General features: G+C 61.0%; 27 protein-coding genes. 8 read left to right on the top strand and 19 right to left on the bottom strand.

Annotated elements, in window-relative coordinates:
* Window positions 1-306: 306 nt before the first annotated feature.
* From HRL41_RS08805 to HRL41_RS08790, 4 genes are all read right to left on the bottom strand, one after another.
* Entirely contained in the window at window positions 307-1,242 is a 936-nt protein-coding gene (locus HRL41_RS08805) for a LysR family transcriptional regulator (RefSeq protein WP_172136453.1), read from the bottom strand.
* A gap of 232 nt (window positions 1,243-1,474) precedes the next feature.
* Entirely contained in the window at window positions 1,475-1,825 is a 351-nt protein-coding gene (locus tag HRL41_RS08800) for a hypothetical protein (RefSeq protein ID WP_172136452.1), read from the bottom strand.
* 112 nt (window positions 1,826-1,937) lie between these two features.
* Window positions 1,938-2,225: a type II toxin-antitoxin system prevent-host-death family antitoxin gene (locus tag HRL41_RS08795; protein WP_172136451.1), complete on the bottom strand. Its 288-nt coding sequence runs from the start codon at window positions 2,223-2,225 to the stop codon at window positions 1,938-1,940.
* A 310-nt stretch (window positions 2,226-2,535) separates the two neighbouring features.
* Window positions 2,536-3,021, bottom strand: a complete 486-nt coding sequence (locus tag HRL41_RS08790; protein WP_172136450.1) for an FAD-binding protein — start codon at window positions 3,019-3,021, stop codon at window positions 2,536-2,538.
* 26 nt (window positions 3,022-3,047) lie between these two features.
* On the opposite strand from HRL41_RS08790, the gene HRL41_RS08785 reads away from it, so the two are divergent.
* Both HRL41_RS08785 and HRL41_RS08780 read left to right on the top strand, forming a co-directional pair.
* Complete coding sequence (locus HRL41_RS08785) at window positions 3,048-3,869, top strand: helix-turn-helix transcriptional regulator (protein ID WP_172136449.1); 822 nt, start codon at window positions 3,048-3,050, stop codon at window positions 3,867-3,869.
* The gene (locus HRL41_RS08780) at window positions 3,866-4,105 is read left to right on the top strand and encodes an MBL fold metallo-hydrolase (protein WP_172136448.1); all 240 of its coding nucleotides are present in this window, start codon (window positions 3,866-3,868) and stop codon (window positions 4,103-4,105) included. Before HRL41_RS08785 ends, HRL41_RS08780 begins: the two co-directional genes overlap by 4 nt.
* 183 nt (window positions 4,106-4,288) lie before the next feature.
* Here the strand turns inward: HRL41_RS08780 and HRL41_RS08775 are convergent, their stop codons facing one another.
* From HRL41_RS08775 to HRL41_RS08750, 6 genes are all read right to left on the bottom strand, one after another.
* Window positions 4,289-4,840, bottom strand: coding sequence for a relaxase/mobilization nuclease domain-containing protein (locus tag HRL41_RS08775; protein ID WP_172136447.1), 552 nt, complete (start codon window positions 4,838-4,840; stop codon window positions 4,289-4,291).
* A gap of 2 nt (window positions 4,841-4,842) precedes the next feature.
* Entirely contained in the window at window positions 4,843-5,262 is a 420-nt protein-coding gene (locus HRL41_RS08770; RefSeq protein WP_172136446.1) for a CopG family transcriptional regulator, read from the bottom strand.
* Window positions 5,263-5,534: 272 nt separating this feature from the next.
* The gene (locus HRL41_RS08765; RefSeq protein WP_216662614.1) at window positions 5,535-6,440 is read right to left on the bottom strand and encodes a ParB N-terminal domain-containing protein; all 906 of its coding nucleotides are present in this window, start codon (window positions 6,438-6,440) and stop codon (window positions 5,535-5,537) included.
* Window positions 6,427-7,194 (bottom strand): ParA family protein, encoded by a 768-nt coding sequence (locus HRL41_RS08760; RefSeq protein ID WP_172136445.1) that lies wholly within the window; start codon window positions 7,192-7,194, stop codon window positions 6,427-6,429. The genes HRL41_RS08765 and HRL41_RS08760 overlap by 14 nt, the downstream gene beginning before the upstream one ends.
* Before the next feature lie 134 nt (window positions 7,195-7,328).
* Window positions 7,329-7,703 carry a hypothetical protein gene (locus HRL41_RS08755; protein ID WP_172136444.1) on the bottom strand — a complete coding sequence of 125 codons (375 nt, stop codon included), beginning with the start codon at window positions 7,701-7,703 and terminating at the stop codon, window positions 7,329-7,331.
* Window positions 7,704-7,811: 108 nt separating this feature from the next.
* Window positions 7,812-8,195 carry a YraN family protein gene (locus tag HRL41_RS08750; RefSeq protein WP_172136443.1) on the bottom strand — a complete coding sequence of 128 codons (384 nt, stop codon included), beginning with the start codon at window positions 8,193-8,195 and terminating at the stop codon, window positions 7,812-7,814.
* Window positions 8,196-9,469: 1,274 nt separating this feature from the next.
* Here HRL41_RS08750 and HRL41_RS08745 point away from each other — a divergent pair.
* Together HRL41_RS08745 and HRL41_RS08740 are read left to right on the top strand one after the other, a co-directional pair.
* Entirely contained in the window at window positions 9,470-11,851 is a 2,382-nt protein-coding gene (locus HRL41_RS08745; RefSeq protein WP_172136442.1) for a hypothetical protein, read from the top strand.
* A complete protein-coding gene (locus HRL41_RS08740) occupies window positions 11,841-12,131 on the top strand; it encodes a hypothetical protein (RefSeq protein WP_172136441.1) in 291 nt (96 codons plus the stop codon). Before HRL41_RS08745 ends, HRL41_RS08740 begins: the two co-directional genes overlap by 11 nt.
* Before the next feature lie 53 nt (window positions 12,132-12,184).
* Here HRL41_RS08740 and HRL41_RS08735 read toward each other — a convergent pair whose 3' ends face one another.
* The 4 genes from HRL41_RS08735 to HRL41_RS08720 are packed head-to-tail and all read right to left on the bottom strand — an operon-like array spanning window position 12,185 to window position 14,901.
* Window positions 12,185-13,258: a site-specific integrase gene (locus HRL41_RS08735; protein WP_172136440.1), complete on the bottom strand. Its 1,074-nt coding sequence runs from the start codon at window positions 13,256-13,258 to the stop codon at window positions 12,185-12,187.
* 2 nt (window positions 13,259-13,260) lie between these two features.
* Window positions 13,261-13,635 carry a mobilization protein gene (locus tag HRL41_RS08730; protein ID WP_371808825.1) on the bottom strand — a complete coding sequence of 125 codons (375 nt, stop codon included), beginning with the start codon at window positions 13,633-13,635 and terminating at the stop codon, window positions 13,261-13,263.
* The gene (locus HRL41_RS08725; protein ID WP_172136438.1) at window positions 13,619-14,704 is read right to left on the bottom strand and encodes a site-specific integrase; all 1,086 of its coding nucleotides are present in this window, start codon (window positions 14,702-14,704) and stop codon (window positions 13,619-13,621) included. The genes HRL41_RS08730 and HRL41_RS08725 overlap by 17 nt, the downstream gene beginning before the upstream one ends.
* Window positions 14,701-14,901, bottom strand: coding sequence for a transcriptional regulator (locus tag HRL41_RS08720; RefSeq protein WP_172136437.1), 201 nt, complete (start codon window positions 14,899-14,901; stop codon window positions 14,701-14,703). The genes HRL41_RS08725 and HRL41_RS08720 overlap by 4 nt, the downstream gene beginning before the upstream one ends.
* Before the next feature lie 142 nt (window positions 14,902-15,043).
* Here HRL41_RS08720 and HRL41_RS08715 point away from each other — a divergent pair, with 142 nt between their 5' ends.
* Window positions 15,044-15,460 carry a helix-turn-helix domain-containing protein gene (locus HRL41_RS08715; RefSeq protein ID WP_172136436.1) on the top strand — a complete coding sequence of 139 codons (417 nt, stop codon included), beginning with the start codon at window positions 15,044-15,046 and terminating at the stop codon, window positions 15,458-15,460.
* A gap of 700 nt (window positions 15,461-16,160) precedes the next feature.
* On the opposite strand, the gene guaA is transcribed toward HRL41_RS08715, so the two are convergent.
* On the bottom strand, window positions 16,161-17,798 hold the full coding sequence (gene guaA / locus HRL41_RS08710) for a glutamine-hydrolyzing GMP synthase (protein ID WP_172136435.1): 1,638 nt from the start codon (window positions 17,796-17,798) through the stop codon (window positions 16,161-16,163).
* Window positions 17,799-18,320: 522 nt separating this feature from the next.
* Here guaA and HRL41_RS08705 point away from each other — a divergent pair.
* The 3 genes from HRL41_RS08705 to HRL41_RS08695 all read left to right on the top strand — a co-directional run bounded on the left by HRL41_RS08705 (window position 18,321) and on the right by HRL41_RS08695 (window position 20,901).
* On the top strand, window positions 18,321-18,605 hold the full coding sequence (locus tag HRL41_RS08705) for a helix-turn-helix transcriptional regulator (RefSeq protein WP_165055110.1): 285 nt from the start codon (window positions 18,321-18,323) through the stop codon (window positions 18,603-18,605).
* A 123-nt stretch (window positions 18,606-18,728) separates the two neighbouring features.
* A complete protein-coding gene (locus tag HRL41_RS08700) occupies window positions 18,729-18,956 on the top strand; it encodes a cation transporter (RefSeq protein ID WP_172136434.1) in 228 nt (75 codons plus the stop codon).
* A gap of 25 nt (window positions 18,957-18,981) precedes the next feature.
* The gene (locus HRL41_RS08695) at window positions 18,982-20,901 is read left to right on the top strand and encodes a heavy metal translocating P-type ATPase (protein ID WP_172136433.1); all 1,920 of its coding nucleotides are present in this window, start codon (window positions 18,982-18,984) and stop codon (window positions 20,899-20,901) included.
* A 6-nt stretch (window positions 20,902-20,907) separates the two neighbouring features.
* Here HRL41_RS08695 and HRL41_RS08690 read toward each other — a convergent pair whose 3' ends face one another.
* The 4 genes from HRL41_RS08690 to HRL41_RS08675 form a co-directional block, all read right to left on the bottom strand.
* On the bottom strand, window positions 20,908-21,627 hold the full coding sequence (locus tag HRL41_RS08690) for a tRNA threonylcarbamoyladenosine dehydratase (RefSeq protein WP_172136432.1): 720 nt from the start codon (window positions 21,625-21,627) through the stop codon (window positions 20,908-20,910).
* Between the two features lie 81 nt (window positions 21,628-21,708).
* Window positions 21,709-22,086, bottom strand: a complete 378-nt coding sequence (rplL, locus tag HRL41_RS08685) for a 50S ribosomal protein L7/L12 (RefSeq protein WP_165054991.1) — start codon at window positions 22,084-22,086, stop codon at window positions 21,709-21,711.
* Between the two features lie 99 nt (window positions 22,087-22,185).
* A complete protein-coding gene (gene rplJ, locus HRL41_RS08680) occupies window positions 22,186-22,707 on the bottom strand; it encodes a 50S ribosomal protein L10 (RefSeq protein WP_165169990.1) in 522 nt (173 codons plus the stop codon).
* Between the two features lie 333 nt (window positions 22,708-23,040).
* A partial coding sequence (locus HRL41_RS08675; RefSeq protein ID WP_253904802.1) for a Tat pathway signal sequence occupies window positions 23,041-24,967 on the bottom strand: 1,927 nt, incomplete at its 5' end.

The following is a 24,967-nucleotide window of genomic DNA, read 5'->3' as shown; positions in this document are numbered from 1 at the left end:
CGCTCCACCTGCTCGCGGCGCATCGACCTTCTTTCCTGCGGCGTCATCGTCACTTCCTTCCATCAGGTTGCAACGATTGTGGCATCTATCGGCTAGAAGCTGAAGACGCAGGAATTTAGACGCTTACGCTCAACGCAACAGCGCACGGCTCACGCGACTATTCGAATATAGAAAGAGAGGAGTCCGAAGGATAGCAACGAGGTGGATTCCGAAAAATACAGATCGTTTCATTTCAGCATAATTGCTGTTGAAAGCCGTGATTTGGATTTTTTTCCGATTGACTGACAGAAGGATGTCCGCAGCAACCTACAAAAGAGCCGCTTCCCGCGCGAGGGCTTCGATTATCGAAGCGTGCAAACTATCGGCGCTGTTGCCTCGTTTGGAAACGAACGCATAAGTTGCGTCGAAATCGTCTTCGAGCGGAATCCTGTTGAAGCTTCGAGGATCCACCGAGCGTTTGGCGAGAAAGGAGTTCCACGCCATTTCCGGAACCATGAGGCAGAGGTTGCCTGAAGCCATGCTTTCGAACAGGTCGTTCAAATTCCCCGAGCGGGAGATCACGTTATGCAGGGTAAATCGCGGGAACACGGTTTCTAGGGCAGAATGTATCGTTTCGTCCTCGTATATGCCGAGCGGAAGCGATTGCATCATCTTCTTGGGTATAGGACTCAGATGCTGGGATAGGGGTACTTCCAAATCCATCGTTCTACTCTTGACCAGAATCATCCGATCTGCTTTAACAGATACCACCTCATAGGACGGCTGCAGCTCGTCGATACTCATGAGAGCGCTCGGGAAATCGAGGAGAACGATCCAGTCTGGCCCTACAAAGGGGAGATCGCCTAGCGCCTTCTTAGTGTCAATTTCATAGATTTGCTCGATGTTCAACGAAAGACTCTCGCAAAGCGGATCGATAATCGCCAGTTTGCAAAGCGGTGAAACGAGCAGCTTGATAGGGTAATTCTTCAGAGCGGTTGAGTCGCTTCTCAGCTCCTGAAGCTCATCGCGCATTTGCTTCCACGCGCCGAGGATTGTGTCCGTATAAGTCAAGACCACATCTCCCCCTTTGGTGAAATTAACATCCCCGCGCGTTTTGACAATCAATTCGCATCCAAGCTCCTTTTCCAAGGAGGCCATTACTTTCGCGAATCCCTGCACGGAATAATTCGCCTCTTCGGCGGCCAAGGCAATGGAGCGCTTTTTCTCAAGAATCTTCAAGCATCTGAGCTTGTCTATGTCCACTGCGCATCACCTGCCTCTTTTGGGGCTCATTGTACAGTAATCCCTCGAGCTTGCAAGCATACAGCCGCTCTAGATGACGTGGAGTTGATGGAAGATCCCAGATTCCGCAACCCGTTCTAGCCGTCGGTCATTGCAGTCCATTGACCCCAGCGGCCTCCAACAAGTATATCTTCGGCAAGCTCTACGGTGCCGGCCAAGTGTACGCGGTGGAGTTCTAAATAGCCCCTCTCTTCTACCCGAGAGTCACCAGCCGGTTTTGGAAGGCGACGGAGACTTGCGTGGGAAGGTCGCGTTCGGCTATGACGGCCTCAAGGGTCTCGCGGGGCTTTCGGTAGGTGTTGTTCTCCTGCGAGACATGCATGGCGGTCACGGCACGCAGGTCGGGATGCGCCAGGCGCGCGAGGGCCTCGGCGGCCTGGGCGTTGGACAAGTGACCGCGCTCGGAGGCAATGCGCTGCTTGATGACGTAGGGGTACGGGCCCTTCTCCAACATGCGCTCGTCGTGGTTCGATTCCAGGGCGAGCAGGCGTACTCCCGCCAGGGCCTCCCAGGCCTCGTCGGTGACGATGCCGGTGTCGGTCATGTAGCCGAGGGAGTCGGGAACGGAAGCGTCGTCACCTGTTTCGACACCCTCCTCGTCGGTGCCTTCGACTCCACGTCGAGGGCAGCGCGAGGCCGATACACCGCCTCGCGCATCAGACGCCCCACACTTCGAAAACGCGCGCCATGGTTTCGTCGAGGGTGGACTGAGATACGGATTCCTCACGATACTTGGCCTCGATTTCCGCCTCGCGCAATTTTTGCACATAGCGCTCGTGCTGACGCTGGGCCTCATAGGCCGCGCAGTCAATCACCACGAGGCTCGCCTTGCCGTTCTTCGTCATGAAGATTGGCTGCTGGGTTTCTTGAGCCTGGGCGCATACGTCGTTGAGCTCGGTGTGCAAATCGCTTATGGGCCGAATAAGGGGCACTGCAACCGCCATGGAATCACCTCTACAAATAAGTAACTTATTTGTAGATAGTTATAGCACAAATAGACCTCTCAAACAGGTTGCTCAAAGAGAAGGGACGCCCAACCGTTGAGGTCGAACGCCCCTTCCGGATATCGCGCAAGGGAGCGCAGTGTGCTTGGTTACGTCAAATGCTACACGTGCTTGGCGGTGATGCCGCTGGAATTACCTGCCGGAAAATGACGAGCCCGAAGCAGGGAGGGTTGCTTCGGGCTCGAAGGGGTTGGGATCGGATCGGTTGGATCGATACGATCCTCGCGAGTATGGCGGGGCGGTTTGCCTCTTAGATCTCGCCTAAGATGTGGCGGACGGCATGGCGGCCGAAGGTGATGGTACGGCCGTTTGCGTTGCCGATGAACAGCTCGGGATAAGATCCGTTATAGATGCTGCCAGAGCAGTTGCCCACGGCGTACAAACCCGGGATGGGGTCCTGCTCGGCGGTCAGCACACGACCATGCTCGTCAATCTGCAAGCCGTCAATGGTACACAGCACGTGGCCGCCGAAGTAGGCGCCGCAAAACGGCGGAGTGGTCAGGGCCAGCATATCCTTCGACTCCTTGCCGAAGTCCTCGTCCTCGCCCTTCTCGCACAACTCGTTGTAGCGATCCACCGTGGCCTTCAGGGCATCGGCGGGCATGAGCAGCTTTTCGGCCAGCTCCTCGATGGTGTCGGCCTGCTGAATGATGCCCATCTCGATGTTTTGTGCAATCATGCCGTCGTTCGCCTCGAAGGTGAGGCCGACACTCGTGGGCGTACCGTCGGGAGCCACGGTTTCCGCTCAGCCTGGGGATGTCCATGAGCGACCCCACGTTGGAACCCATGCTCCGGCGTACGCTGCCGTTCTATGCCGGCACGGCCATCACTCTGGGCGTGCTGTTGGTCATGACGCTGCGGTGGCGGAAGCACTCCGAAGAGCAGAACGGCGATATCGTGCTGTTCATGACGCTGCCCTGCGAACTGGCTGTCACGGCGGCCATCCTCTCCTCCTCTCTCGATTTTGTGTTTGTCTTCTCCATCCTCGCAGCCTCCAACCTTACGTTTTTGGCGCTCATTTGGATAGACATGCTCTATCTTTCCGGACGTCGGGCTTTCGTTTCGTCGGGCGCACCGGCTGCGGCCGTGCTCGTCGTAGTGTTCATCTTCTGTTTGGGAATGCTGGTTTCCGCTGTGCTTCCGGGGAAGGTGATGACTGTCGTCGCACCCTTGGGCGCCGTGGCGTATCTGGTGTATCTGGCGTTCTATCTCAGAAACCGCAAAGAAGGCGGGCCGGCGTTTCCCGTAGGCAACAATGATAGTACCGAGGCGGAAACCGATGAGCCGCGTCTGTCCTATGACGAGATTCGTTTGGTGGCCAGCCGAGCCATGGCGCGGGACTTCGGCCTCTCCCCCAAGGAATCCGAAGTGCTGCCCTTGCTGATCACGGGTATTTCTGCGTCCGCCATGGGCAAGCAGCTGTTCATCTCCCACGAGACGGTGAAAACCCACAAGTACCATATCTACCAGAAACTGGGCACTCATAACTTCGAGGAGACCCTTGAGGTGTTCGACCGTTATGCGAACGAGGCGGCGAGAGGTGCGCTTCTCGAAGTCGAGGAGAAGCAGGCGGGTGCCGCATGATCCGATTGCGTGTGCTAGCCAGCGGGAACCGCGGGAATGCGGCTATCGTGGAGAATGGTTCCACCGGTGAAGGCATGCTTATCGACTGCGGCATCTGCAAGCGGGATTTCCTCAACCGTGCCGACGAAGCCGGTTTCGATATAGCACGGTTGCGCGCGGTGATGATCACCCACGATCATTCCGACCACACCAAGGGACTCGGTGCGGTGCTGCGCGGATTGGCAAAAGCCGCCTAGCGACGTTCACCGATCCAACTTCACCACCGCAGTCCCAAAGTCCTTGACATTCACATCCTGGCCATGGCGGCCTCCTCGCACTCGGTGAAGGCTGGCTTCTCGGGCTCTGGTTTCGGGGAATACCAGGTGGAGCGGGCGATTCCCAAAAGCTCGCATTGCCTAGATATGCTCAAGGGTCGCCCCCTATCTACCATGGCCTGCCTGCTTCCTCCGCTCGATAACATCGAAACAGCTTCGTTGAAGATAATCGCGTTCGACCGTGAGGGAGCCGATGATGCGGTTGAGGTCCTCGGGATGGTCGGTGTGGAGCCTGCGCCCCGTCACGAGGTCGACGTTGTTCACGACGATGTGCGCGTGCGGTATGCGCCCCTCGTTGTCGTCGTGGTAGACGATGGCTATCTCGTGGTTACCGAAGTGCTTCTTCGCCCAGGCCTGCAACAGCTCGCGAAGCGTTGGCATGTCGATGCCGTCGCCGGGGTCGAGCGATATAACGAAATGCTTGAAGGTCCTCGCCCTCATTCCCCGCCATGAAGCGTCGGTGCCGTACGCCCTTCGCGTGGCGTCCATCTCGGCGTCCCACTCGACGTCAAGCGCCTCGCCGCCGCGATCCTCGACCGCCCAGTCGTCGAAGGGCAGGTTCAAAAGGTCGCACCCCAGGGCCCGCCCTCCCTTCTCAAGGTAGTTGCGGATGCCGCCCGTGCCGCCGTGCCCGGATATAACCTTCAAGATGGGCATGGTCAGTCCTCGACGATCTGCTTGGACTGGAGCGCGGCGATCTCGTAGGCGATTCGCTGCGCGTTGTCGTCCACGTCAATGAGCGCGCACTCGATGCTCTCGGCCTTGCCGTCGAGGATGTCGGAGGTCGCCCTCCCGTGCGCGATGTAGTAGTTGATGGAGTTCATCGCATGCACGGCCTGGTTGTAGTGGTATCCCCAGCGCGTGAGCTCCTTGGAGATCCTGCGCAGCGACTTCCTGTCGAGAACGAGGCACGGCACGACATCGGCCTGCTCGCCTTCGGTGACTATCGGGATGCGGATAAGGTAGCGGAGGTACTTCGACTGGGAGAGCTCCGCCTCGCGGCAGCGCCTTGCGAGTTTTTCGAAGTCGTCCTCTGCGAGACGAAAGCTCAAGGTGCGGGTCTTGTTGCTGTCTGCCATGGTGTTTCTCTCCTAACCATCCGATGCATTCAATGAGGGGCGCGGGGCCTCCCCCGCCGGGCGGTGGGCCCCGGGGCTCGCCTGCGAGACTCGGGGCGCAGCGCCTGAGTTCCCCGCAGTCACCGGAGCCGAGCCCTCAAGTTTGCTCGGCGACATAGCGGTTCGAACGCCTGCGGGGAACAAGTGCCATGGCGATGGAGTGGAAACGTAATACGCCATGGGCTACTTGCTGGGTTTCGCGCCTGAGCGCCTGTCTCTGACGCGTTGGGGACTTACCGCGCCATCTTGGCGATGCGGGCGCTCAGGCGCTTGATTTCCGTCAACGCATCACGGTCTTTCGAGCAGGGCTCTCCCGGCATGGACGACGCGTATGACTTGAGGTCGTCGATGACTCTCACGAGCCTCTTGTCGGTTTCCGACTCGACGCAGAGCCTCTCCCTCAGGTAGTCGGTCGTCTCCTTCTTGGAAAGCCCCGCGGGGCGCTCGACGAAGAGGCGGGCCTGCTTCTCGCGAGGAAGCTCCTTGAGCATGCCGATGCTCGCGGCCGAGAGCCTGCCCTCGTCGGCTTCCTGCGCCCAATGGCGCGAGAGGTCGTCTTTGATGACGCGCGCGAGCTTCTCGTCGCGCAGGATGCTCCGACCCGACACCGCCTTGCCCGTCTGCTGCTCAAGCATCGCAGCCTTGATCTCTGCCGTCCGCATGCCCGAAAGCCCCGGGTCCTCCTCGCGAAGACGCTCCACCTCAAGCCCCAGCGCTTCGGTAGCACGGGCGCGCTCCGTCACCGTGAGGGCTCGCACGAAGTAGTTGGCCGTGTGCAAAAGGGTGATCGCCTGCGAGTCGGTGATGCCCTCGATCACGCGGCAAGGGATCTTGGCGAAGCGATCGTCGGAGTCGGCGAGGAGGCGGTACGCCTCAAGGCGGCGGTGCCCGGATATCATCTGCCACGAGCCGTCGCCGAGCTTTCGCACGAGCGGGATGTCAGTGAGCCCGTCGCGCTCGATGGATCGCGCGAGGCTCCTGACGGACCTCTCGTCCATGGAGTAGGCGACGTTGTCCGGATGCCCCTCGATGACGTTGACGTCGATCTCTGCCACAGGGTAGCGCTCGCGCGTCTTCGAGGACTCGTCCAGGAGCCCGGATATGGAGAAGCGCGATGCGATGTCGCTAGCCGAGCTCATGGAGCACCTCCTCGGCAAGGGCCGCGTAGTCCTTCGCAGGGCGGCTCCCCGGCTCGAAGGAAGCGACCGGCATCCACTCCCAGCTGCCCTCGGACACCTTGGTCGACGCGTGGACGACGCTTGAGAACTGAGCGTTCGGGAAGAAGCGGTCGAGCACCTCAGCGCCCGTGCGCTCGGCTTTGGTCATGCGCCCAGGCACGAAGGTGCGCAGTATCTTGAACCTGGGGCGCGGGAGGCGCAGCGCCTCAGTTATGGACTTGGTCGCCTCGACGGTGAGGGCGGTGCCGCGCATGACGGTGGAGTCGAGCTTCACGGGAATGACGACGATGCCGCCCTCCGCCGCCGCAAGGTAGGCGTTGAAGGCCAGGCGCTTCAAGACCGGCGAGCAGTCGATGATGGCGAGGTCGTAGTCATCGGCCGCGTCGTCGAGCGCGAACTTCAGCCTCTGCTCCCGAAGCAAGAGCTCGTTCTGGTCGATGAGCTCGATCACGGACGGTATGACCGAGAGGTTCTCGGCCTCCGTCTCAAACGCGAGCTCTCTTACGCCCGCGCTCCCGTAGAGCAGCTCGACCGACGTTCTGCCCTCGGCCTTGCCGAGCTCGTAGAGCCCGTAGTAGTCGGTGGCCGACGCCTGCGGGTCGAGGTCTATGAGCAGCACCCGCTTGCCGGATGCGGCGAAGATGGAGGCCAGGTTGACCGCCGTCGTGGTCTTGCCCACGCCTCCCTTGTAGTTGGATATGGCGATGGTGCGCATGAGAGGGCTCCTTTTCCGCTCGCGCCTTGACGGGCGGCCCCCGAGAGGTGGAATGGGGCCGTCCGGTTTGTATTACATCCACAGTATACACCTAAACCGCACGTATTCGTGCGGTTTAGGGAAAGAAGCGGAGATCACCACCAGGCGTGGTAGAAGAGCTGCTCGTCGTCGGCGGTCTCGTCGATGACGCGCCGCAGCTGCTCGATCGTTGCGCGCAGGCTTCCGAAGTAGCCTTCGTCGTAGCGCGTGCTGCCGAAGAAGAAGCCTTCCTCGCGCGGAAGCACGCTCTCGGCGCGACGGGGATCGTCTAGCGCGAGCCTGCAATCGGACATGAGGCGGGCCAGGTCTTCCTTGCTGACGGGGTAGAGCTCGCAGTTTTCGATGTAGCCGTCCGATGCGTTGCGCTCGAACCGGCCGTGGATGTGGTTGGCCTTCCTCCAGTAGGCCACGAGCCGAAGCTCGTCGTCGGTGTCGCGGCGGCGCTTGGTGAGGTACATGTCGAGTCCCATGGCGGGCATCCTTTCTGGTGAGTTGGCGTTCGTCCCGCCGAGGCCCCGCCCGGGCCTACAGCCCAGGCGGGATGCCCCGGGGTTCCTCGCGAGGAGGAAGGAGGTCGGTTATTCCTCCTCGGGGTCGAATTGCGGCACGCCCATGGCGTTGATGTGATGGCGGACCAGCGCGCGGTCAAGCGAGAGGATCAGCAGCGCCACAATGTCGAAGCGGAAGGCGCAGCCCACGAACTCGTCCGGGTGGACGCTGAACCATCTGGCGGCGAATCCTTCGAGCTCGCCCAGGCTGCGACGCCCCTCGGGGAAGCTCGCGGCCTTCGTCGCCTCTCGACTCTCAACCGACACGAACACGATCGAGTCGCCGTCCTTGGCGATGATGTCGATCGGGGCGTCTTCCTCGCCGGATGCCCAAGTGCGCTCTATGACCTCGTATCCCCTGCGGTCGAGGTACCGGGCTGCTGCCTCGTTTGCGCGCGTTACGATGCTCTCCATTTGCGACCTCCTTGTTGTTGCGGCTCGCCCCTGCGGCTTGCCTTGTGAGATCGCGTGCGCACGGGTTCGCGACCTGCGCAAGGGACATGAGCGAAGCGGCACGTGAGTGCTCGTTTGCGCCGCGCTAGTTTTCCCGTTTGCTTTCGGGGCCATGCGCTGGGGCCTTCTCCTCGAAAGGAAATCGGAAAAGTATCGCGACCCTTGCGGAGGCAAAGCGGTTCCGTGCGATCATGCGTCGAATAAGGGGAGGCACGGGCGAGCATGTGTGGCGAGGAGCAGCAATGGATGGCGCACGTACACACAGGTGCCACCGTGGTCGGCTACATGGATAGAGAGTTAATGCTTAACTGACCACTAGTAGATGGAATGCCTCGAAACACGAGACGGAAGCGTCTCGGCGACGCGCTTCGGGATTCCTTCACTGACAGCGCGAAGAAGTTCCATAATCGCCACCTACTTCACGATCTCCACCTTCGTCGTGGGACGACGCTCTCGCGATAAGGATGCTGGCGGCACCGGCCTGGAACTGACGCTTCGTAATAGCCTGAACTGGCGGGCGCTTGCACGGCAGCCGTCACCTTCCGTACAGCCAAGCAGTGCGACACCAGGAACGTCCTTCAGACCGACTTGGGCAGAACGCCTGGAAACAAATTCGTCACAAAAGCATCTACAACTACGTGACGTGCGACTTGCAGATCGTGGAGCAGTCGTTCGTGACGGAGCTCGACCCGGCCGAAGAAACACGCGTCTTCACCAAACTCTCGAACAAATCAAGATAGATACGCCACTGGGCAGCTGCAATCCGGACTGAGCCTATACGGTCGAAGAGAGCGGCGAACAGCGTGTGAGCTTTATCGTGGATACCAAAGGCGATGAAAACAACAGTATATACATGAGAGATGCCGAGTGAACGAAGTTCAGGTGTGCAAAGCGGCACCTCGAGGTTCTGCAGGTGAATATGAAGTGCGATGTGTGGACGCTACACCATACGGTGAGCGCGTGGGAGGAGTGTTGAGCTTTTTACTGGAGGATCAAGATCAACATCAAGGGATTCGGACCAGTTGCCACACGGTCTGCAGGTATGATATATCGCGACCAGTTAAAGGCTCGCGTCAAAGTTGCAATTGGCTCTGACAATGGGCGTATCATCGACTTGAATGATTCGCACATCGAGGTGACGTTCGACGGCGACGGCAAGAGGAAGCGATGAGGAAATCCCCTGTTTCTAAACGTGTTCTTCCAGAGCCTGCTTCAGATTGGATAAGGACTATCATATGAACGATGCTCGCATTTGCACACGGGGAAAGATCTGGGACTTGCATATTCATTCCAACCAGTGCTTCTCCACCACTGATGAAGGGCTAAGACAGCTCAGCGTGACCGATTACGTGAAGAAGCTAATCAAGGTTCTCGAACAATGCAGGGACCTTGACATGATATCGTTCACCGATCACAACCACATATGCGTAGAGCTCTATCGGGCCTTCTACGACGCAAAGAGCAGGGTTGCGCTTTTGCCAGGTATCGAGATCGACGTGACGCTCGAAGAGAATGAACCCGCCAAGCACCTCATTGTGTATTTCGACGCGATGAACAATATGGAAAAGCTGGAAGAGCTCGCCAACAAGCTCAATGCCCTCCTTGCGGAGCACAACGTCGGTAGCAGGAATGGCAAGAAGCCGATTGACATACATCTGCTACTCGACAGGCTTGTAGGTTACGGAGTACATTTTGTTCTTAGCCCACATGCATTTAAGCAAGACAAACGAGGGATAGATTGCGATTGGCACGTAATGTCAGACGAAGACCGAGCTGTTGAGATGAATAAATACCTCGATCAGTTCTTCTGCTTTTGGGAGGCGGGCAAAAGCGGGATAGCCCATGCTGTTGAGTTTCTAAAACAGATGGATCGTGATGAGCTCATCTCCATCGTTTCGTTTTCCGATTCAAGAGATTTCGACAAGCTCAAGGAGTATCTGGACAATCCCCGCCAGTACTTCAATGCTCTTCCCAACTTTACCGGCTTGAAGCTCGCAGGTAGCGAAATTACCCGAATAACAAGGACGCAAGATAAGGTTGAAGAGAGCGACCTGGGTAGCTATATCGGCTTGGTTGACTTCGAGGGTCAGCAGATGAGACTCTCACCGCGTCTGAACACGATTATTGGTGGCAGAGGAAGCGGGAAGTCGGTACTGCTCGACTCCATTGCGTGCAGCATCGATCCAAGCGCCGGTAGTCTTCTTCAGGAGCGCAGAGACTTCATCACTGGGCGTAACGTCAGCGCCAGCACCATGAGTGAATCCCCTATACATGTTGGTCAGTTTGGGTTTGACTATTTCAATCAGAGCTATATTGCCAACCTTTTTGAAAAGACTGGCAAGGACTTCAACGATGCCGTGGAGAATCGCTTCACAGCCGCTTTCGCAAACGTAAAACAAATTGATAAAGGATCTATTGAGCGAAGCAACGCCGAACGATTCTCCAGGCTCATGGAGGTGTTCGAGGAGCAGACTCCCGAAAACATCGTGGGATTTGTCGACAAGTACATCATTGATACCAAAGACAGTCTAGACATGGAAATTGGGCCAAGGAAATCGAAGGTGCCCGTACCAGACCAAAAGATCGCCTCGCTTGATTACCAAGAGACACTTGACGCGGTAAATGCCGCTATTGCGGCGAAGCTACCCACTACACTCGCAAGTAATCCTCGTGTTGTAGCTGCCATAATTGAACTTGAACGAGTGATAGTTGAGGAAGCACATATTGCGCGACAAGCCCATCTTGAAGGACCGTACTTTCACAACCGCTTCGTAGAGGCCTTCATTGCCAAGAAGAACTCCTTGAACGATGCGCAAGCTGCACGTGCCAAGCAGATTGAGCTCTTCGAATCCACCTTCCAACAAAAGACTCTTGGCATACGTAAGCGTGTTGCGCTCGTGCGCGGACTTATTGCCATATGCGACGGGTTCGTAACACATTACGAAGAACACGACTTTGCAAACGGCGGAAGAAAGAACGCATTTAAGTTCATGCGTGAACTGTTCGTCGAGCATCCAATCGACTTCATGGTGCGTATCATAAATGACCGTATACGTAGCGTACCTGGAAAAGGAAAGTGCACGCGCAACAACCTCTGGGATTATCTCAATGCGTTTTGCTTTAGCGAGGACGGATATCGAAAGGGTTCTGATTGGGAACAGCTATACGAAGACCTCTTCGCCTTCGGACTGAACTATGAGGAAAAGTCATCGATTTGTTTTGACATCGGCGATGGCGCTTATCAGGACATCAAGAATCTATCTCCTGGCACGCAAACGAACATCCTTCTTGAGTATATCGTCCACAAGGACACCAGGAACCCGTTGCTTATCGACCAACCAGAAGACAACGTTGACAACCAGACGATTTACAACAAGATTAGAAGCTGGTTCATGGGGCTCAAACGGTCTCGACAGGTAATTGTCGTCACACACGACGCAAACATCGTCATAAACGCCGATGCAGAAAACGTGATAATCGCCGAGCAGAAAAACCCCGGCGAGTTCACTTACAGGTATGGTGCCCTTGAATACGGTGACATCATCGACCAGGCGTCTCTCATCCTCGACGGTGGGAAAGATGCCGTAAAGAGGAGGCTTGTCAAATATGGCGAATAAGGAAGTCACAGTGGCGCTCGCGCCTGGGCATAAAGTTACCCTGAAGAGCGATGCGCCCAATATCGCCAAACTCGTAAGCGAGATCGTCAACTTGCGAGAGCAGTTGAATCCAGCAGATATCACAGTTGAATGTGAGCATAAAGGGTTCGACGAGACTAGTTTCAAGGAAGTCGTCATCGAAGCGACCAACGATTTCTTGGAAGCGATACAGCTTGATAAGGCTGCTTTCGAAGCTGCGCTCACCACTCTTTCGAAAGCATCCAAGCAAGCAAGCGAATAGTCGCAACGCCGTTCCTTGCGCATGTGCACAAGCGCCACGCTGGGCGCTTAACATCACCTACGCATCTCGCCGATCTCTTGGAGTGAATCCGCCATGTTCTCCTGCTCGTTGGGAAACAGATGGGCGTAGCGAAAGGTTATGTCCTGCGACTCGTGCCCCATGCGCGCCCCTATGGCGACAGCTGAAAACCCCATGTGGATGAGCATGGAAACGTGGCTGTGGCGCAGGTCATGTACGCGTATGCGCTTCACGCCGGACTTGCCGCACCCGCGCTCCATCTCGCGCCAGAGGTACTGCTTCGTGAGCTTGAAGATGCGCTCGTCAGGCGCGATGTCGGCGTTTTCCAGGAACTCCTTCATCTCGCGTGCGAGGAACCCGGGCATGGCTATGGTGCGGTAGCTCTTCTTCGTCTTCGGCGGGCCGATGATGCTCTCCTTGCCCTTCTTGGCGAACGCCTTGTTTATGGCAAGCGTACCTGCCGCGAAGTTGAAGTCCGAAGGCGTGAGGGCCAGGAGCTCGCCCTCGCGGATGCCAGCCCAATAGAGCAGCTCGAAAGCGTAGAAGGAGAGGTCCTTGTCGGATACCGCCTCCAGGAACCGGTAGAACTCGTCCTTCGTCCATATCTGCATTTCGTGGGACTTGGCCGAGCCGGTCTTCTTGACCTTGCGCATGGGATTGGGCGCAATGCCGTAGTGCTCTTCCGCGAAGTTGAAGATCGCGGCCGCCTGGCTGTTGAGTTGGCGGATGTACGTCGCGGAATAGGGCTTGCCGTTTCTCTGGAGAAGCGAGTCCAGCCAGCCCTGCCACCTGATGATGTCGAGCGGCGTGATCTCGCTCGCCATCTTCTCGTCGAAGAACGGGATTATCTTCGTGCGGATCATCTGCGCCTTCGTGTCATAGGTAGACCAGCGGATGCGGGGCTTCACGTCATGCAGGTAGCTCTCGGCCATCTCACGGAAGCTCATTCGGGCAGGCGTCCCCTCAAGCTCCTTGAAGTGCTCCTCATAGGCCAGAGCATCCGCCTCGGTCTCGAAGCCGCGCTTGTACTTGCGCTTGAGCGCGCCGTTGTGATCGCGGTAGTAGAAGGCGGCAGTCCATCTGTCGTTGTCGAGCTGGTATGCGGGCATCGTCAGCACCTTCCCATTCTCTTCAAGATGTCATCCTCGCGCTCGGCATCGGCTTGCGTGTCGTCACCTCGAAGCCCGAGGACGATCTCGCCGAGCAGATCGCAGGTTTCAAGCAGGTGCTCGCTTGGGTTTTCTCCCTTTCTCAGGCGGTTCAGCTGCTTGCATACCTCGCGAAGCTCGTCTCTGAGAGACATGTACATGGACGGCGAGGCTTTCACGATGATCTCGCGGTCAACGAGCTTGGATAAGATGTAGTCCTGCTTCGTCATGCCGCTTGCCGCAACGAGCAAGTTCACGGTCTCGTTCATCTCCTTGGAAAGCCTGAAGGCAATGGTGATGGGGCGCGCTCGGTTCTCGTTCTTACAGGGCACGGCCATCACCTCGGTAGCTCTCAAGGGCATCGGCCATCTTGGACTGAGCATCGGGGAACATATGGGCGTATCTAAACGTTATCTCGGTGGACTCATGCCCCAGCCGCTCGCCTATCGCCACCGCAGAGTATCCGAGGTCTATCAAAAGCGACACGTGGCTGTGGCGCAGATCGTGGATGCGGATGCGGGGCAGCCCCAGCTCCTCGATGCCGTCGTCGAGCGCGACTCGTATGTCGGTGGCGCTTATGCCCTCGAAGATCCGCTCTCCGGGCGAGGTCTTCGACACCTTTCTGACGTAGTCTTTGATCTCGTCGCGCAGAAACTCGGGCATGGCGAGCTTGCGAGTGCTTTTCTCCGTCTTGGGCGACGTCACGATGTCTTTTCCCTTGAGACGCTTGTAGGAGTGGCGCACATAGAGCTCGCACCGTTCGAAGTCGATGTCGCGCGGCGTGAGGGCCAGAAGCTCGCTCAGCCGCAGCCCCATCCAGTAGAGGACCTCCACAGGAACGAACACGGCGGGATAGTCTGCGAGCGTCTCGCTGAACTTGAGGTACTGCTCCTTGGTCCATACGTTCACCTCCCGCGCATGCTTCGATCCGATCTTGGGAGCCTTGGCAGCTGGGTTGGGAGCAAGCCCGTAATATCGCTCAGCGTGGTTCAAGATGGCGGCGAGCTGGTTCCAAACGGTTCGGACGTACGTCTCGGTATAGGGCTGAGCGTCCTGCTTCCTGAACTCAAGGAGCTCGTTTTGCCACTCGATAATGTCGAGCGTGGTGATGTCGCGGACCCGCATCGTCCCGAAGAACGGAATGATCTTGTCGTTGATTATGTACTCTTTGGTAGCCCAGGTGTTCTCCCGCAAAAGAGGACGGACGTCCTCGGCGTAGACGTCCGCGAAATCCGCGAAGCGCATGTCGAGCGAACCGCGCGCTCGACGAAGGAACTCGTCTTCGAAGGCCTCAGCATCCTCGCACGTCGCGAATCCGCGCTTGCACTTGTGCTTGATCGTGCCGTAGATGTCCTCGTAGCGGAACTGCGAGGTCCAGGTTCCGTTCTTCTCCTGGTTCGCGCTCATAGCCCTCCTTCCTCCTTCTCGCCGAAGTAGATAGAGTCGAAGTGCTTCTGGCTCACGCGTCCGGGACGCACGCGCAGCCCCTGCTTCTCAAGCTCGCTGTTGATGTCGCGCATGACGAGGTACGCGGTTGACTTTGACACCGAGAGCCTTGCCATGACGTCTTCTGCCGTGAGCATCCTCGGCGGCTTCTGATCCATTGCGTTTCTCCTTTCTAACGGCACGTTTTCGTGCGGTTTATCTGATTGTATCCTAACCGCACGTAATCGTGCTGTCAATACATTGCGCACGTTATTGTGCGCTTATATAATCAGGAGAGCACCGAGAGGACAAGGAGCGCCGATGAGCACGGGGCAGAAGATCAAGAAGTACCGGAAGCTGCGCAAGTTGACGCAAAACGAGCTCGGCCGGGCAGTGGGGCTCACCGAGTCCGCCATCAGAAACTACGAGCACGACTACCGGACGCCGAACGAGGACCAGGTGCGCGCGATCGCACGCGAGCTTAACGTCCCTGTCGCGGCGCTGGAGGATTACGAGATATCATCCGCCCGCGAAGCGCTTGAGGCTCTCTTCAGGCTGGAGGACGCGTTCGGGCTGAAACCCGACGGCAGCGGATGCCTCGTCATCGATCCCAAGGCGAAGGGAGCCCAGAAGATTGCTATCGCCCTGAAGGCATGGAGAGACGTGCTCGACGAGGTTGAGTCCGGGGACATGACCGAGGAGGAGTACGAGCTCTGGAAAGTCTCCCTGCACGCCTGACGCGAAAACTACTCCCGGCCAGGGCGCGCCGATTTACTCCCCACGTCTCAGAGGCGGTGCGCAAGTATCGCCTCTTTCGCGCTTGCGCGTGAACTCAACGGACGCAGCTGAATGCAGCATGTTGCCTCGACGCCTAGAGGCGGTAACGCCTTGACCTCGCAGTATCACCCCGCAGGCACCGAAGCGCACGCAATTTGGGTGCCAAGCGCGCGCAGTCGCGTTCCTTCGGCAGCTCGTGAGCGGCAGCCGATACTGCAAAACCGGGCAAGAATCCTTGCAGAATCGGTCTTGGAACCCCTTGAAACCGCAGTATCGCCGAAAAATTTACTCCCCACCGTTTTCCTGGGGAAACGCGGTTTCCAGACCCCCGAAAACGGGGTGAGTTCAAAGTGATACTGTTCCGTGAACTCACCCGTTTTCACAATCCTAGTTGATGGTCTCTGGTGGCTTTGCCGAGCGCACGGAGCGCACCGCTTTTTCCCTGTCGCACGTCAGCTACTCCAGAAAAACTACTCTGGCGGAGGAAAAGAGCGCTACAGCCATCTCAACTGGGAAAACGTAGGCCCTCCGGGGTTTCGGAGGGCCTACTCGAAGTGACATATTTTACCGGTGGCTTGCAGATTTTAGTCACCTTCGTGAACGTGGTGAATCGACATCACGGGAGTAAATCAGGTGAAATGCTCACAGACAAATGTTCGCCTTATTCCCACTCTATCGTCGCTGGCGGCTTTGACGTGATGTCGTAGACCACGCGGTTCACGCCCGGCACCTCGGCCACGATGCGGCTGCTCACGCGGGCCAGCACCTCGTAGGGCAGCTTCGCCCAGTCGGCGGTCATGGCGTCCGAGCTCTCCACGGCGCGCAGGATGACCGGGCGCGCGTAGGTGCGCTCGTCGCCCATGACGCCGACGCTCTTGATGTCGGGCAGCACGGCGAAGTACTGCCACACGGCGCGCTCCACCTCGGGGCCGCCCGCCGCCTCGCGCGCGCACTCGCCGTTGCGCTCGCTCGTCTTCGCGAACAGGCTCTCGTTGTACGCGTCGAGCTCCTCGCGCACGATCGCGTCAGCGTCTTTCAGGATCTCGAGCTTCTCGGGCGTCACGTCGCCGATGATGCGGATGGCCAGGCCCGGGCCGGGGAACGGCTGGCGGTGCACGATGTAGTCCGGCAGCCCGAGCGCCGTGCCGAGCGCGCGCACCTCGTCCTTGAAGAAGTGGTCCAGAGGCTCGATCAAATCGAAGTGCACGCCCTCGGGGAACGGGATCAGGTTGTGGTGGCTCTTGATGGTAGACGCCTTGCCGCCCGTCTTGCGCGCGCCGCTCTCGATGATGTCGGGGTAGATGGTGCCCTGCGCCAGAAACTTCACCGGACGACCGTCGTCGGCGAGGTCCTCCGCCACGGCGAAGAACTCCTTCCAGAACTGCGTGCCGATGATCCGGCGCTTCTGCTCCGGCTCGGTGACTCCCGCGAGCAGCGCGGCGTAGCGCTCCTCGGCGTGCACGTGCACGAAGTCGACGTCGAACTGCTTCGAGAACACCTCCTCCACCTCTTCGGGCTCGTTCTTGCGCAGCAGCCCGTGGTTCACGAACACGCAGGTCAGCTGCTTGCCGATGGCACGCGCGCACAGCGCGGCCACCACGGAGGAGTCCACGCCACCCGACAGGCCCAGAATCACGCGGTCCTCGCCCACCTGCGCGCGGATGGCCGCCACGCTGTCCTCGATGATGGAGTCCATGGTCCAGTTGCGCTCAAGACCGCAGATGCCGAACAGGAAGTTCGCGAGCATCTCGTTGCCGTGCGGGGTATGGCGCACCTCGGGGTGGAACTGCGTGGCGTACAGCTTGCGCGCGGCGCACTCCATGGAGGCCACGGGGCACACGTCGGTGGTCGCCGTCACGACGAAGCCCTCGGGTACCTCGGTCACGGCGTCGCGGTGGCTCATCCACACCGTCTGCTCCTCGGGCGTGCCCTCGTACAGCGCCGAGTCCGCGCAGCGCGTCAGCGGCGCCGGGCCGTACTCGCCCTTCTCGGTGTGCCCCACCTTGCCGCCGAGCGTCACGGCCATGATCTGCTGCCCGTAGCAGAAGCCGAGCACCGGGATGCCCAGCTCGAGGATCTCCGGGTCGATGGACGGCGCGTCCTCGGCGTACACGCTCGCCGGGCCGCCGGAGAAGATGATGGCCGCCGGAGCGATGGCGCGCACCTCGTCGGCGGAGACGTCACACGGCACGATCTCCGAGTACACGTTCAGGTCGCGCACGCGACGCGCGATGAGCTGTCCGTACTGGGCGCCGAAGTCGACGACGATTACTTTCTGATCAGTTGGCACAGTGCTCACAGTTGCTCCTTTGACTCACATGGCGGCGATTCCGTCTCTCGGACAAGTTTACCCGAAGAGCAGCGCTGTGGGGCGGCTCAGCCCGAAGCGCCTCCGCGAAAAGGCGCCCGAAAAGACGCTCCCTTCCTTTCGGAAAATAATCACGCCGCGCGCTTGACAAGCAGGTCCTCATCCCTATACTTATGAACAGTTGCTCATATGTTTACTTGAATACGTGAACGGAGACAAGCTATGACAACCGCAACGAGCGGGCCAGCCCCGGCCATCGAGCACGGTGACGCGAGCATGACGGCCGCCGAAGCCTCGCACGCCGCTGCCGCGCGCGCTGACGCGAGCGGCATGGCCCCGGAAGCCGCGAGCGCCCCCGCCTCGCACGCTGCCGCGCACGCTAACGCAAGCGCCCCCACCGCACACAACGTCGTCCGCGAGGCGACGCGCGTCGTGGAACGCTCCCCTTCCGCGCGCGCCATCGACTGCCCCTGCGGCTGCAACCGCGAGGAGACCGCGTGCCTGTTCGACACCATGCCCGACGAGGAGCTGCTCTACGACCTCGCCGACCTGTTCAAGGTGTTCGCCGACACCACGCGCATCAAGATCCTCTACGCGCTCATGGAGCGCGAGCGCTGCGTCGCCGACATCGCCGAGATCATCGGCGCCACGCAGAGCGCGGTGTCGCACCAGCTGCGCACGCTCAAGCAGGCGCGCCTCGTGAAGTTCCAGCGCGACGGCAAGAACGTGATCTACTCGCTGTCGGACAACCACGTCTACACCATGCTCGCCCAGGGCATGACGCACCTCTGCGAGTAGCGCGCACGCCCCGCCCGTCCGCAAGCAACCGTCAACCACCCCGAAGGGCCGCCCGCTTGCAACCTGCAAGCAGCCTGCAAGCGACCCGCGAACAATCCGCAACCAACTCGAAAGGACATCATCATGCGCAAGGCATTCAAGCTCCAGGACCTCGACTGCGCCAACTGCGCCGCCAAGATGGAGGCCGACATCAACGACCTCGACGGCGTGAGCAAGGCCACCGTCAACTTCCTGACCCAGAAGCTCATGATCGACGCCGACGTGCCCGACGCCGCCAGCTTCGGCGCCATCGTCGACCAGGCCCAGCAGATCTGCTCCAAGTACGAGCCCGACTGCCTCATCCTGCGCTAAGCCCGCCGCACGAAGGACCTCTCTCATGAACGCCAAGCAGAAACGCTGGCGCAACCGCATCATCGTTGCGCTCATCCTCTTCGTGCTCGTCTACCTCATCGCCGAGTCCGGCTGGCTTGCCTCGCAGCTCGGGCATCCCGGCGCGCTCTACGCCGAGTTCGCGCTCTTCCTCGTCCCCTACCTCATCGCCGGATACGACGTGCTCGTCAAGGCGGCGCGCGGCATCATGCGCGGCAACGCCATGGACGAGAGCTTCCTCATGACCGTGGCCACCGTGGGCGCGTTCGCGCTGGTGCTGTTCCCCGACACCGAGCCGCACATGGCCGAAGGCGCCGCCGTCATGCTGTTCTACCAGGTCGGCGAGCTGTTCCAGAGCTACGCGGTAGGCAAGAGCCGCAAGTCCATCGCCGACATGATGGACATCGCGCCCGAGTTCGCCAACATCATGGTGGACAGCGAGCTCACGCAGGTCGACCCCTTCGAGGTGAGCCCGGGCGACGAGATCATCGTCAAGCCCGGCGAGCGCATCCCACTTGACGGCGTCGTCGTGCAAGGCGCGTCGCAGGTTGACACCGCCGCGCTCACCGGCGAGTCCGTCCCGCGCCAAGCGCGCGAGAACGACGAGGTCATCTCCGGCTGCGTGAACCTCACGGGCGCCCTCACCGTGCGCGTGACCAAGCCGTTCGAGGACTCCACCGTGAGCCGCATCCTCGAGCTGGTGGAGAACGCCTCCGAGAAGAAGGCGCGCACCGAGAACTTCATCACCCGCTTCGCGCGCTACTACACCCCCGTGGTCGTGGGCGTCGCCGTGCTGCTCGCCCTCATCCCGCCCGTCGTCCTCGGCGGCGGCTGGGCCGACTGGATCCAGCGCGGGCTCGTGTTCCTCGTGGTCTCGTGTCCCTGCGCGCTCGTGATCTCCGTGCCGCTGTCGTTCTTCGGCGGCATCGGCGGCGCGTCGCGCGTCGGCATCCTGGTGAAGGGCTCCAACTACCTCGAGGCGCTCGCGCAGGTTGACACGGTCGTGTTCGACAAGACCGGCACGCTCACCAACGGCACGTTCGCCGTGACCGCCGTCGAGACCGCCGGCGCGCTCACGCGCGAGGAGCTGCTCGACCTGGCCGCACATGCCGAAGCCTACTCCAACCACCCCATCGCCGCGTCGGTGCGCACCGCATACGGCAGCGCCCTCGACCACGCGCGCGTCGAGGACGTCGAGGAGGTCAGCGGGCACGGCGTGAGGGCGACCGTCGACGGGCAGGAGGTGCTCGTCGGCAACGGCAAGCTCATGCGCGCCCACGGCGTGACATGGGAGGAGAACGCCGTCGCCGGCACGGTGCTCTACGTGGCGAAGGGCGGCGCGTACGCGGGCTGCATCGTCATCGCCGACGAGCTGAAGGAGGACGCGGCAGCGGCCATCGCGGCCCTGCACGAGGCGGGCGTGAGGCGGACCGTCATGCTCACCGGCGACCGCGCCGACGTGGCACGCGCCGTGGCATCTGACCTGAGCATCGACGAGTTCCACGCCGAGCTCCTCCCGCAGGGCAAGGTGGAGCAGGTCGAGCGCCTGCTCGAGGCGAACGCCGGCGCCAGCGCGAAGGCCAAGCTCGCCTTCGTGGGCGACGGCATCAACGACGCGCCCGTGCTCACCCGCGCCGACGTCGGCATCGCCATGGGCGCCATGGGCTCCGACGCCGCCATCGAGGCCGCCGACGTCGTCCTCATGGACGACCGCCCCTCGCAGATCGCGCGCGCCATCCGCGTCGCCCGCAAGACCATGCGCATCGTGCGGCAGAACATCGCGTTCGCGCTCGGCGTGAAGTTCGCCGTGCTCATCCTGGCCGCCTTCGGCATCGCCAACATGTGGATGGCCGTGTTCGCCGACGTGGGCGTGGCCGTCCTCGCCATCCTGAACGCCATGCGCGCCATGAGCGTGAAGAAGCTCTGACGAGCCCTATATCCCCAGCAGCGCGCGGATCACGTACCCGGCCAGCATCTGCCCCATGATCGGCGGCATGTACGACATCGTGCCCAGCTCGGTGCGCTCGGCGCGCGCTGCGCCCGCCGCCGCCTCCACGCGCACCGGCCGCTCGGGCGAGTACAGCACGCGCAGGGCCTCGACGCCCGCCGCGCGCGCGGCCTTGCGCACCGCGCGGCACAGCGGGCAGCCCTGCGTGGAGAACAGGTCGGCGAAGCGCAGCTGCGCGGGGTCGAGCTTGTTCGCGCCGCCCATCGAGGCCACAATCGGGATGCCGCGCTCCTGCGCATAGCGCGCCAGCGCGACCTTGGCCGTCACCGTGTCGACTGCGTCCACGATGAAGTCGGGGGCTGGCGCGCCGTCGAGCACCTCGCCCACGTTGTCCAGAACGAACGCCTGGCGCGTCACCACACGCACGTCGGGGTTGATCTCGCGCGCCATGGCCTCCATCACGTCGACCTTCGCGCGCCCCATCGTGCTCGCAAACGCGATGGCCTGCCGGTTGACGTTGCTCGGCGACACCACGTCGCGGTCCACCAGCACGAGCGTCCCCACGCCGCCGCGCGCAAGCGCCTCGGCGCAGCTCGATCCCACGCCGCCGATGCCGAACACCGCCACGCACGCCCCATCGAGCCGCTCGACGCCCTCGTTCCCTATCACCCGCCGCAGCCGGCTCTTCGCGTCCTCGCAAGCCACGCGCCACCTCCCTTAAGAAAAAGGGCGCGCACCCCGAAGGTGCGCGCCCCGCTGAAGAATCTGTCTGAGAACCCGGAAGGGCTACTTGACGGTGACAGCCGCGCCAGCCTCCTCGAGCTTGGTCTTGACCTCGTCAGCCTTCTCCTTGTTGACGCCCTCGACGATGGCCTTGGGGGCCTCCTCGACGGCAGCCTTGGCCTCCTTCAGGCCCAGGCCGGTGATCTCGCGGACAACCTTGATGACGGCGATCTTGTTGTCGCCGAAGCCCTCGAGCACGACGTCGAACTCGGTCTTCTCCTCAGCAGCAGCGCCGCCCTCAGCAGGAGCAGCGGCAGCGACGGCAACCGGGGCGGCGGCGGACACGCCGAAGGTCTCCTCGATGTCCTTCACGAGCTCGGAAGCCTCGAGCAGGGACATCTCCTTCAGAGCCTCAATGATCTCTTCACGAGTAACAGCCATGTTAGTTTCCTTTCAAAGCGGCCGGGCGCACCTTTGCGCTTCGGCCATAGCGTTTTTTCACGTCAGGCAGCACACCTTATGCCGCCCGCTTCGCCGCCTCTAGGCGGCTTCCTTCTGGTCGGCCACGGCCTTCGTGACCTGGGCCAGACCACGCGGCACGCCGTTGAGCGCAACGGCGAGGCCACGAGCGACACCGGAAATGGCGCCGGCGATCTGAGCGATGAGCTCCTCGCGAGAAGGCAGAGAGGCGATGGCCTCCACCTCGGCAGCGGTGACTGCCGCGCCTTCCATCAAGCCGCCCTTGATCTCCAGCTTGTCGTTCCCCTTCGCGAACTCCTTCACGGCCTTGGCGGCGGCAGCCACGTCAGAACCGGCGAAGACGAACGCGCTCGGGCCCTTCAGCATGCCGTCAAGCGTGGGCAGCTCGGCCTGCTCCAGCGCGATGTGCATGAGGGTGTTCTTGTAGACCTTCATGGTTGCGCCGGCCTCGCGGATGGAACCGCGCAGAGCCTGCACCTCCTTCACGGTCAAGCCGCGATAGTCTACGATCCACATGGCGGTCACGCCGTCGAGGTCGGCCTTGATGTTGGAAAGCATCTCGGTATTCTGGGCATTGGGCATCTTCTACGTACACCTCCTTTTTCTCAAACTCGCGTTCCGCCCTTGCGGGGTGGGATCGCTCCTTGAGAAAAGAACGACCCCCGCACATCTCAAGACGGCGGGGGTCGGCAAGCAACGTGTTTGCAACCACCTCGGCGGGCCGCTCGCGCGATTAAACCCTTGCGGGTACCTGCTGTCTTAAGCAGCGGAACAATTGATCCAAGTCACTGCAGCGCCTCAGCGAACCTCGGTGATGCAGCCTGTCTATTGTACCGCTCGCGCATCGCCTGTCAAGGGCCTCTTTGCCCCCGAAGGCTCCTCGCACAGCTTCTCCCGAAGTCCCTTACGCGCTCCTTACGCGTTTCCTCCCGAAGAGCCCTGCGAGCTCGGCGGGGCGCCGGCACCCTGCGCGGCGTCCTGCGAGCTGCTTGCGCTCTGCGAGGCGCCGGCACCCTGCGCGGCTTCCTGCGCCTCGGGCTCGGCCTTGGCGTCAGCCGCGCCCGCGTCCCCCGAGCCTCCCGCGTTCGCGCCGCGGATCTCGTACGCCACGTTCGCGCTCGTGCCCTCGAGGTACGTGAACTCGATGGGGTCGCCCACGCGGTAGCTCACGATGTCGAGCAGGCCCGGCAGCGCGAAGTCGAAGATCGCGGAGTTGCCGTCGAGCGTCACGTAGAAGTGCGAGTTGCCCTCGATGACCGCCTGGGCCATCGAGCGGATGGTCCCCGAGGCCGTGAGCGCGTCGTCCAGGGCCGCGCCGTCGCCCTCGGCCACCACGCCGTTGGTGGCGAGCAGCGCCTCGTAGGTCTTCTGCGTCTCAGCCACCGTGTCGCCCACCGCCACGTTCTGGTAGCGCTGGATATCCACCATGGCGAACTTCTTCACCAGCCCCGCGCCGTCCTTGAGCGCCATGAAGTACGTGGGCTGGTCAGCCACGTTGATGAGGATGGGGAAGGTGGCCGTGTAGCGCAAGTTCTGCACCTGGCCCTCAGCCGACTGCATGGCCGACTCCTCGGTGGCGCCCGACACGCTGTAGAAGTGCGACTCCTGCGTGCGCTGGTTCACCATCACGAAGCCGATGATGGAGTTGTCGGCCGTGGCCGAGGTGACGCCGGTGTACACCCACACGTCGTCGTCCTTGGCGATGTAGTTGTAGCCGAGCGTGCCGTCGGTGCCCGGCGTGGTGCGCACGACGCCCTCCTGGCCCAGGAACGAGTTCAGCCAGCCGTTGTGGTAGGTGCCGTACCAGTTGTACTGCTGGATGAGCAGGTCAGCGGGGTACACGCGGTCGACCCACTCGGGCACCTCGGAAACCGCGAGGTCGGTGCACTCGCCCGTGGTCGCGTCACACAGGATGACGCGGCTGATGGTGGTGCCGCCGAACAGGCCGATGGTGAACTCCTTCACGGGGCAGATCCACCACGCGTGCCCGTCCTCGTCGATCTCGAAGGACTTCTCGTCGAACATGTAGAAGGGGTACTTCAGCTGCACGTGGCGGTCGATGTTGCGCACGAGCGGCTCGGACTGCGAGTAGTGGATGGGGGCGTCGCCCAGGCGCACGATCTCGGCGTCCTGCGTGGTCATGTTCACGAGCGAGTACGCCGGGATGCCGCCCTCGCGGTTGGTGAACCACTTGAACAGGTCGGCGTAGACCAGCGGGCTCACGCGCACCGGCTCGCCCTGGTAGTTGATCTGGCTGTAGAGCGTGGACACCTCGAACTGGCTCACGTAGTCGGGGATCGAGCCCATCTCGCGGTTGCCCAGAAGGATGGCCGAGTCGCGGTCGATCACGGGGATCTCGGAGTAGTTGACCTCCTGGATGTCCGTCGCGAAGTCGAGCGTGTCGGTCTTCAGCACGTTGGCGTACTTCTCGGCGTTCCCCGGGATGAAGGACAGCGACATCACCGCGCCGAGCACGCCCACGAGCGCCACGGCCACGGGGATGAACGCCAGCACCTTGTAAGTCTTGGCCTTCCCGGCGTTCTTCTCCACCTTCGCGCTGCCCGCCTTGTAGTTGCGCGACTTGTTCGCGAAGAACAGGAAGATGGGCAGCAGGATGAAGATGGCCACGAAGCTCCAGGTGTCAACCGAGTGGATGTTGATCGCCGGGTGGAACCACCAGTACAGCGCCGCCAGGACGACCACCGCCAGGATGACGAGCACCACGGCAGCGCCCTTGCTCTGCGGGCCCTTGATGTTGTCCATGAACGACAGGTCTATGTGCGGCGTGGCGCCGCCGCCGTGCCCGCTGCGCCCGCCGCGCCCGCCGCCGCGGTGCGGGCCC

Source organism: Adlercreutzia sp. ZJ473 (genome assembly GCF_013185065.1).
Classification (GTDB): Bacteria; Actinomycetota; Coriobacteriia; order Coriobacteriales; family Eggerthellaceae; genus CAAEEV01.
Note: the sequence above shows the minus strand (reverse complement) of the source record. Positions and strands in the feature narration are given on the sequence as shown.

Excerpts from the sequence above, each read along its gene's own strand:
- HRL41_RS08800 (WP_172136452.1), bottom strand. The coding sequence starts at position 1,825 with ATGACCGACACCGGCATCGTCACCGACGAGGCCTGGGAGGCCCTGGCG.
- HRL41_RS08795 (WP_172136451.1), bottom strand. The coding sequence starts at position 2,225 with ATGGCGGTTGCAGTGCCCCTTATTCGGCCCATAAGCGATTTGCACACC.
- HRL41_RS08785 (WP_172136449.1), top strand. The coding sequence starts at position 3,048 with ATGAGCGACCCCACGTTGGAACCCATGCTCCGGCGTACGCTGCCGTTC.
- HRL41_RS08780 (WP_172136448.1), top strand. The coding sequence starts at position 3,866 with ATGATCCGATTGCGTGTGCTAGCCAGCGGGAACCGCGGGAATGCGGCT.
- HRL41_RS08775 (WP_172136447.1), bottom strand. The coding sequence starts at position 4,840 with ATGCCCATCTTGAAGGTTATATCCGGGCACGGCGGCACGGGCGGCATC.
- HRL41_RS08770 (WP_172136446.1), bottom strand. The coding sequence starts at position 5,262 with ATGGCAGACAGCAACAAGACCCGCACCTTGAGCTTTCGTCTCGCAGAG.
- HRL41_RS08765 (WP_216662614.1), bottom strand. The coding sequence starts at position 6,440 with ATGAGCTCGGCTAGCGACATCGCATCGCGCTTCTCCATATCCGGGCTC.
- HRL41_RS08760 (WP_172136445.1), bottom strand. The coding sequence starts at position 7,194 with ATGCGCACCATCGCCATATCCAACTACAAGGGAGGCGTGGGCAAGACC.
- HRL41_RS08755 (WP_172136444.1), bottom strand. The coding sequence starts at position 7,703 with ATGGGACTCGACATGTACCTCACCAAGCGCCGCCGCGACACCGACGAC.
- HRL41_RS08750 (WP_172136443.1), bottom strand. The coding sequence starts at position 8,195 with ATGGAGAGCATCGTAACGCGCGCAAACGAGGCAGCAGCCCGGTACCTC.
- HRL41_RS08745 (WP_172136442.1), top strand. The coding sequence starts at position 9,470 with ATGAACGATGCTCGCATTTGCACACGGGGAAAGATCTGGGACTTGCAT.
- HRL41_RS08740 (WP_172136441.1), top strand. The coding sequence starts at position 11,841 with ATGGCGAATAAGGAAGTCACAGTGGCGCTCGCGCCTGGGCATAAAGTT.
- HRL41_RS08735 (WP_172136440.1), bottom strand. The coding sequence starts at position 13,258 with ATGCCCGCATACCAGCTCGACAACGACAGATGGACTGCCGCCTTCTAC.
- HRL41_RS08730 (WP_371808825.1), bottom strand. The coding sequence starts at position 13,635 with ATGGCCGTGCCCTGTAAGAACGAGAACCGAGCGCGCCCCATCACCATT.
- HRL41_RS08725 (WP_172136438.1), bottom strand. The coding sequence starts at position 14,704 with ATGAGCGCGAACCAGGAGAAGAACGGAACCTGGACCTCGCAGTTCCGC.
- HRL41_RS08720 (WP_172136437.1), bottom strand. The coding sequence starts at position 14,901 with ATGGATCAGAAGCCGCCGAGGATGCTCACGGCAGAAGACGTCATGGCA.
- HRL41_RS08715 (WP_172136436.1), top strand. The coding sequence starts at position 15,044 with ATGAGCACGGGGCAGAAGATCAAGAAGTACCGGAAGCTGCGCAAGTTG.
- HRL41_RS08705 (WP_165055110.1), top strand. The coding sequence starts at position 18,321 with ATGCCCGACGAGGAGCTGCTCTACGACCTCGCCGACCTGTTCAAGGTG.
- HRL41_RS08700 (WP_172136434.1), top strand. The coding sequence starts at position 18,729 with ATGCGCAAGGCATTCAAGCTCCAGGACCTCGACTGCGCCAACTGCGCC.
- HRL41_RS08695 (WP_172136433.1), top strand. The coding sequence starts at position 18,982 with ATGAACGCCAAGCAGAAACGCTGGCGCAACCGCATCATCGTTGCGCTC.
- rplL (WP_165054991.1), bottom strand. The coding sequence starts at position 22,086 with ATGGCTGTTACTCGTGAAGAGATCATTGAGGCTCTGAAGGAGATGTCC.
- rplJ (WP_165169990.1), bottom strand. The coding sequence starts at position 22,707 with ATGCCCAATGCCCAGAATACCGAGATGCTTTCCAACATCAAGGCCGAC.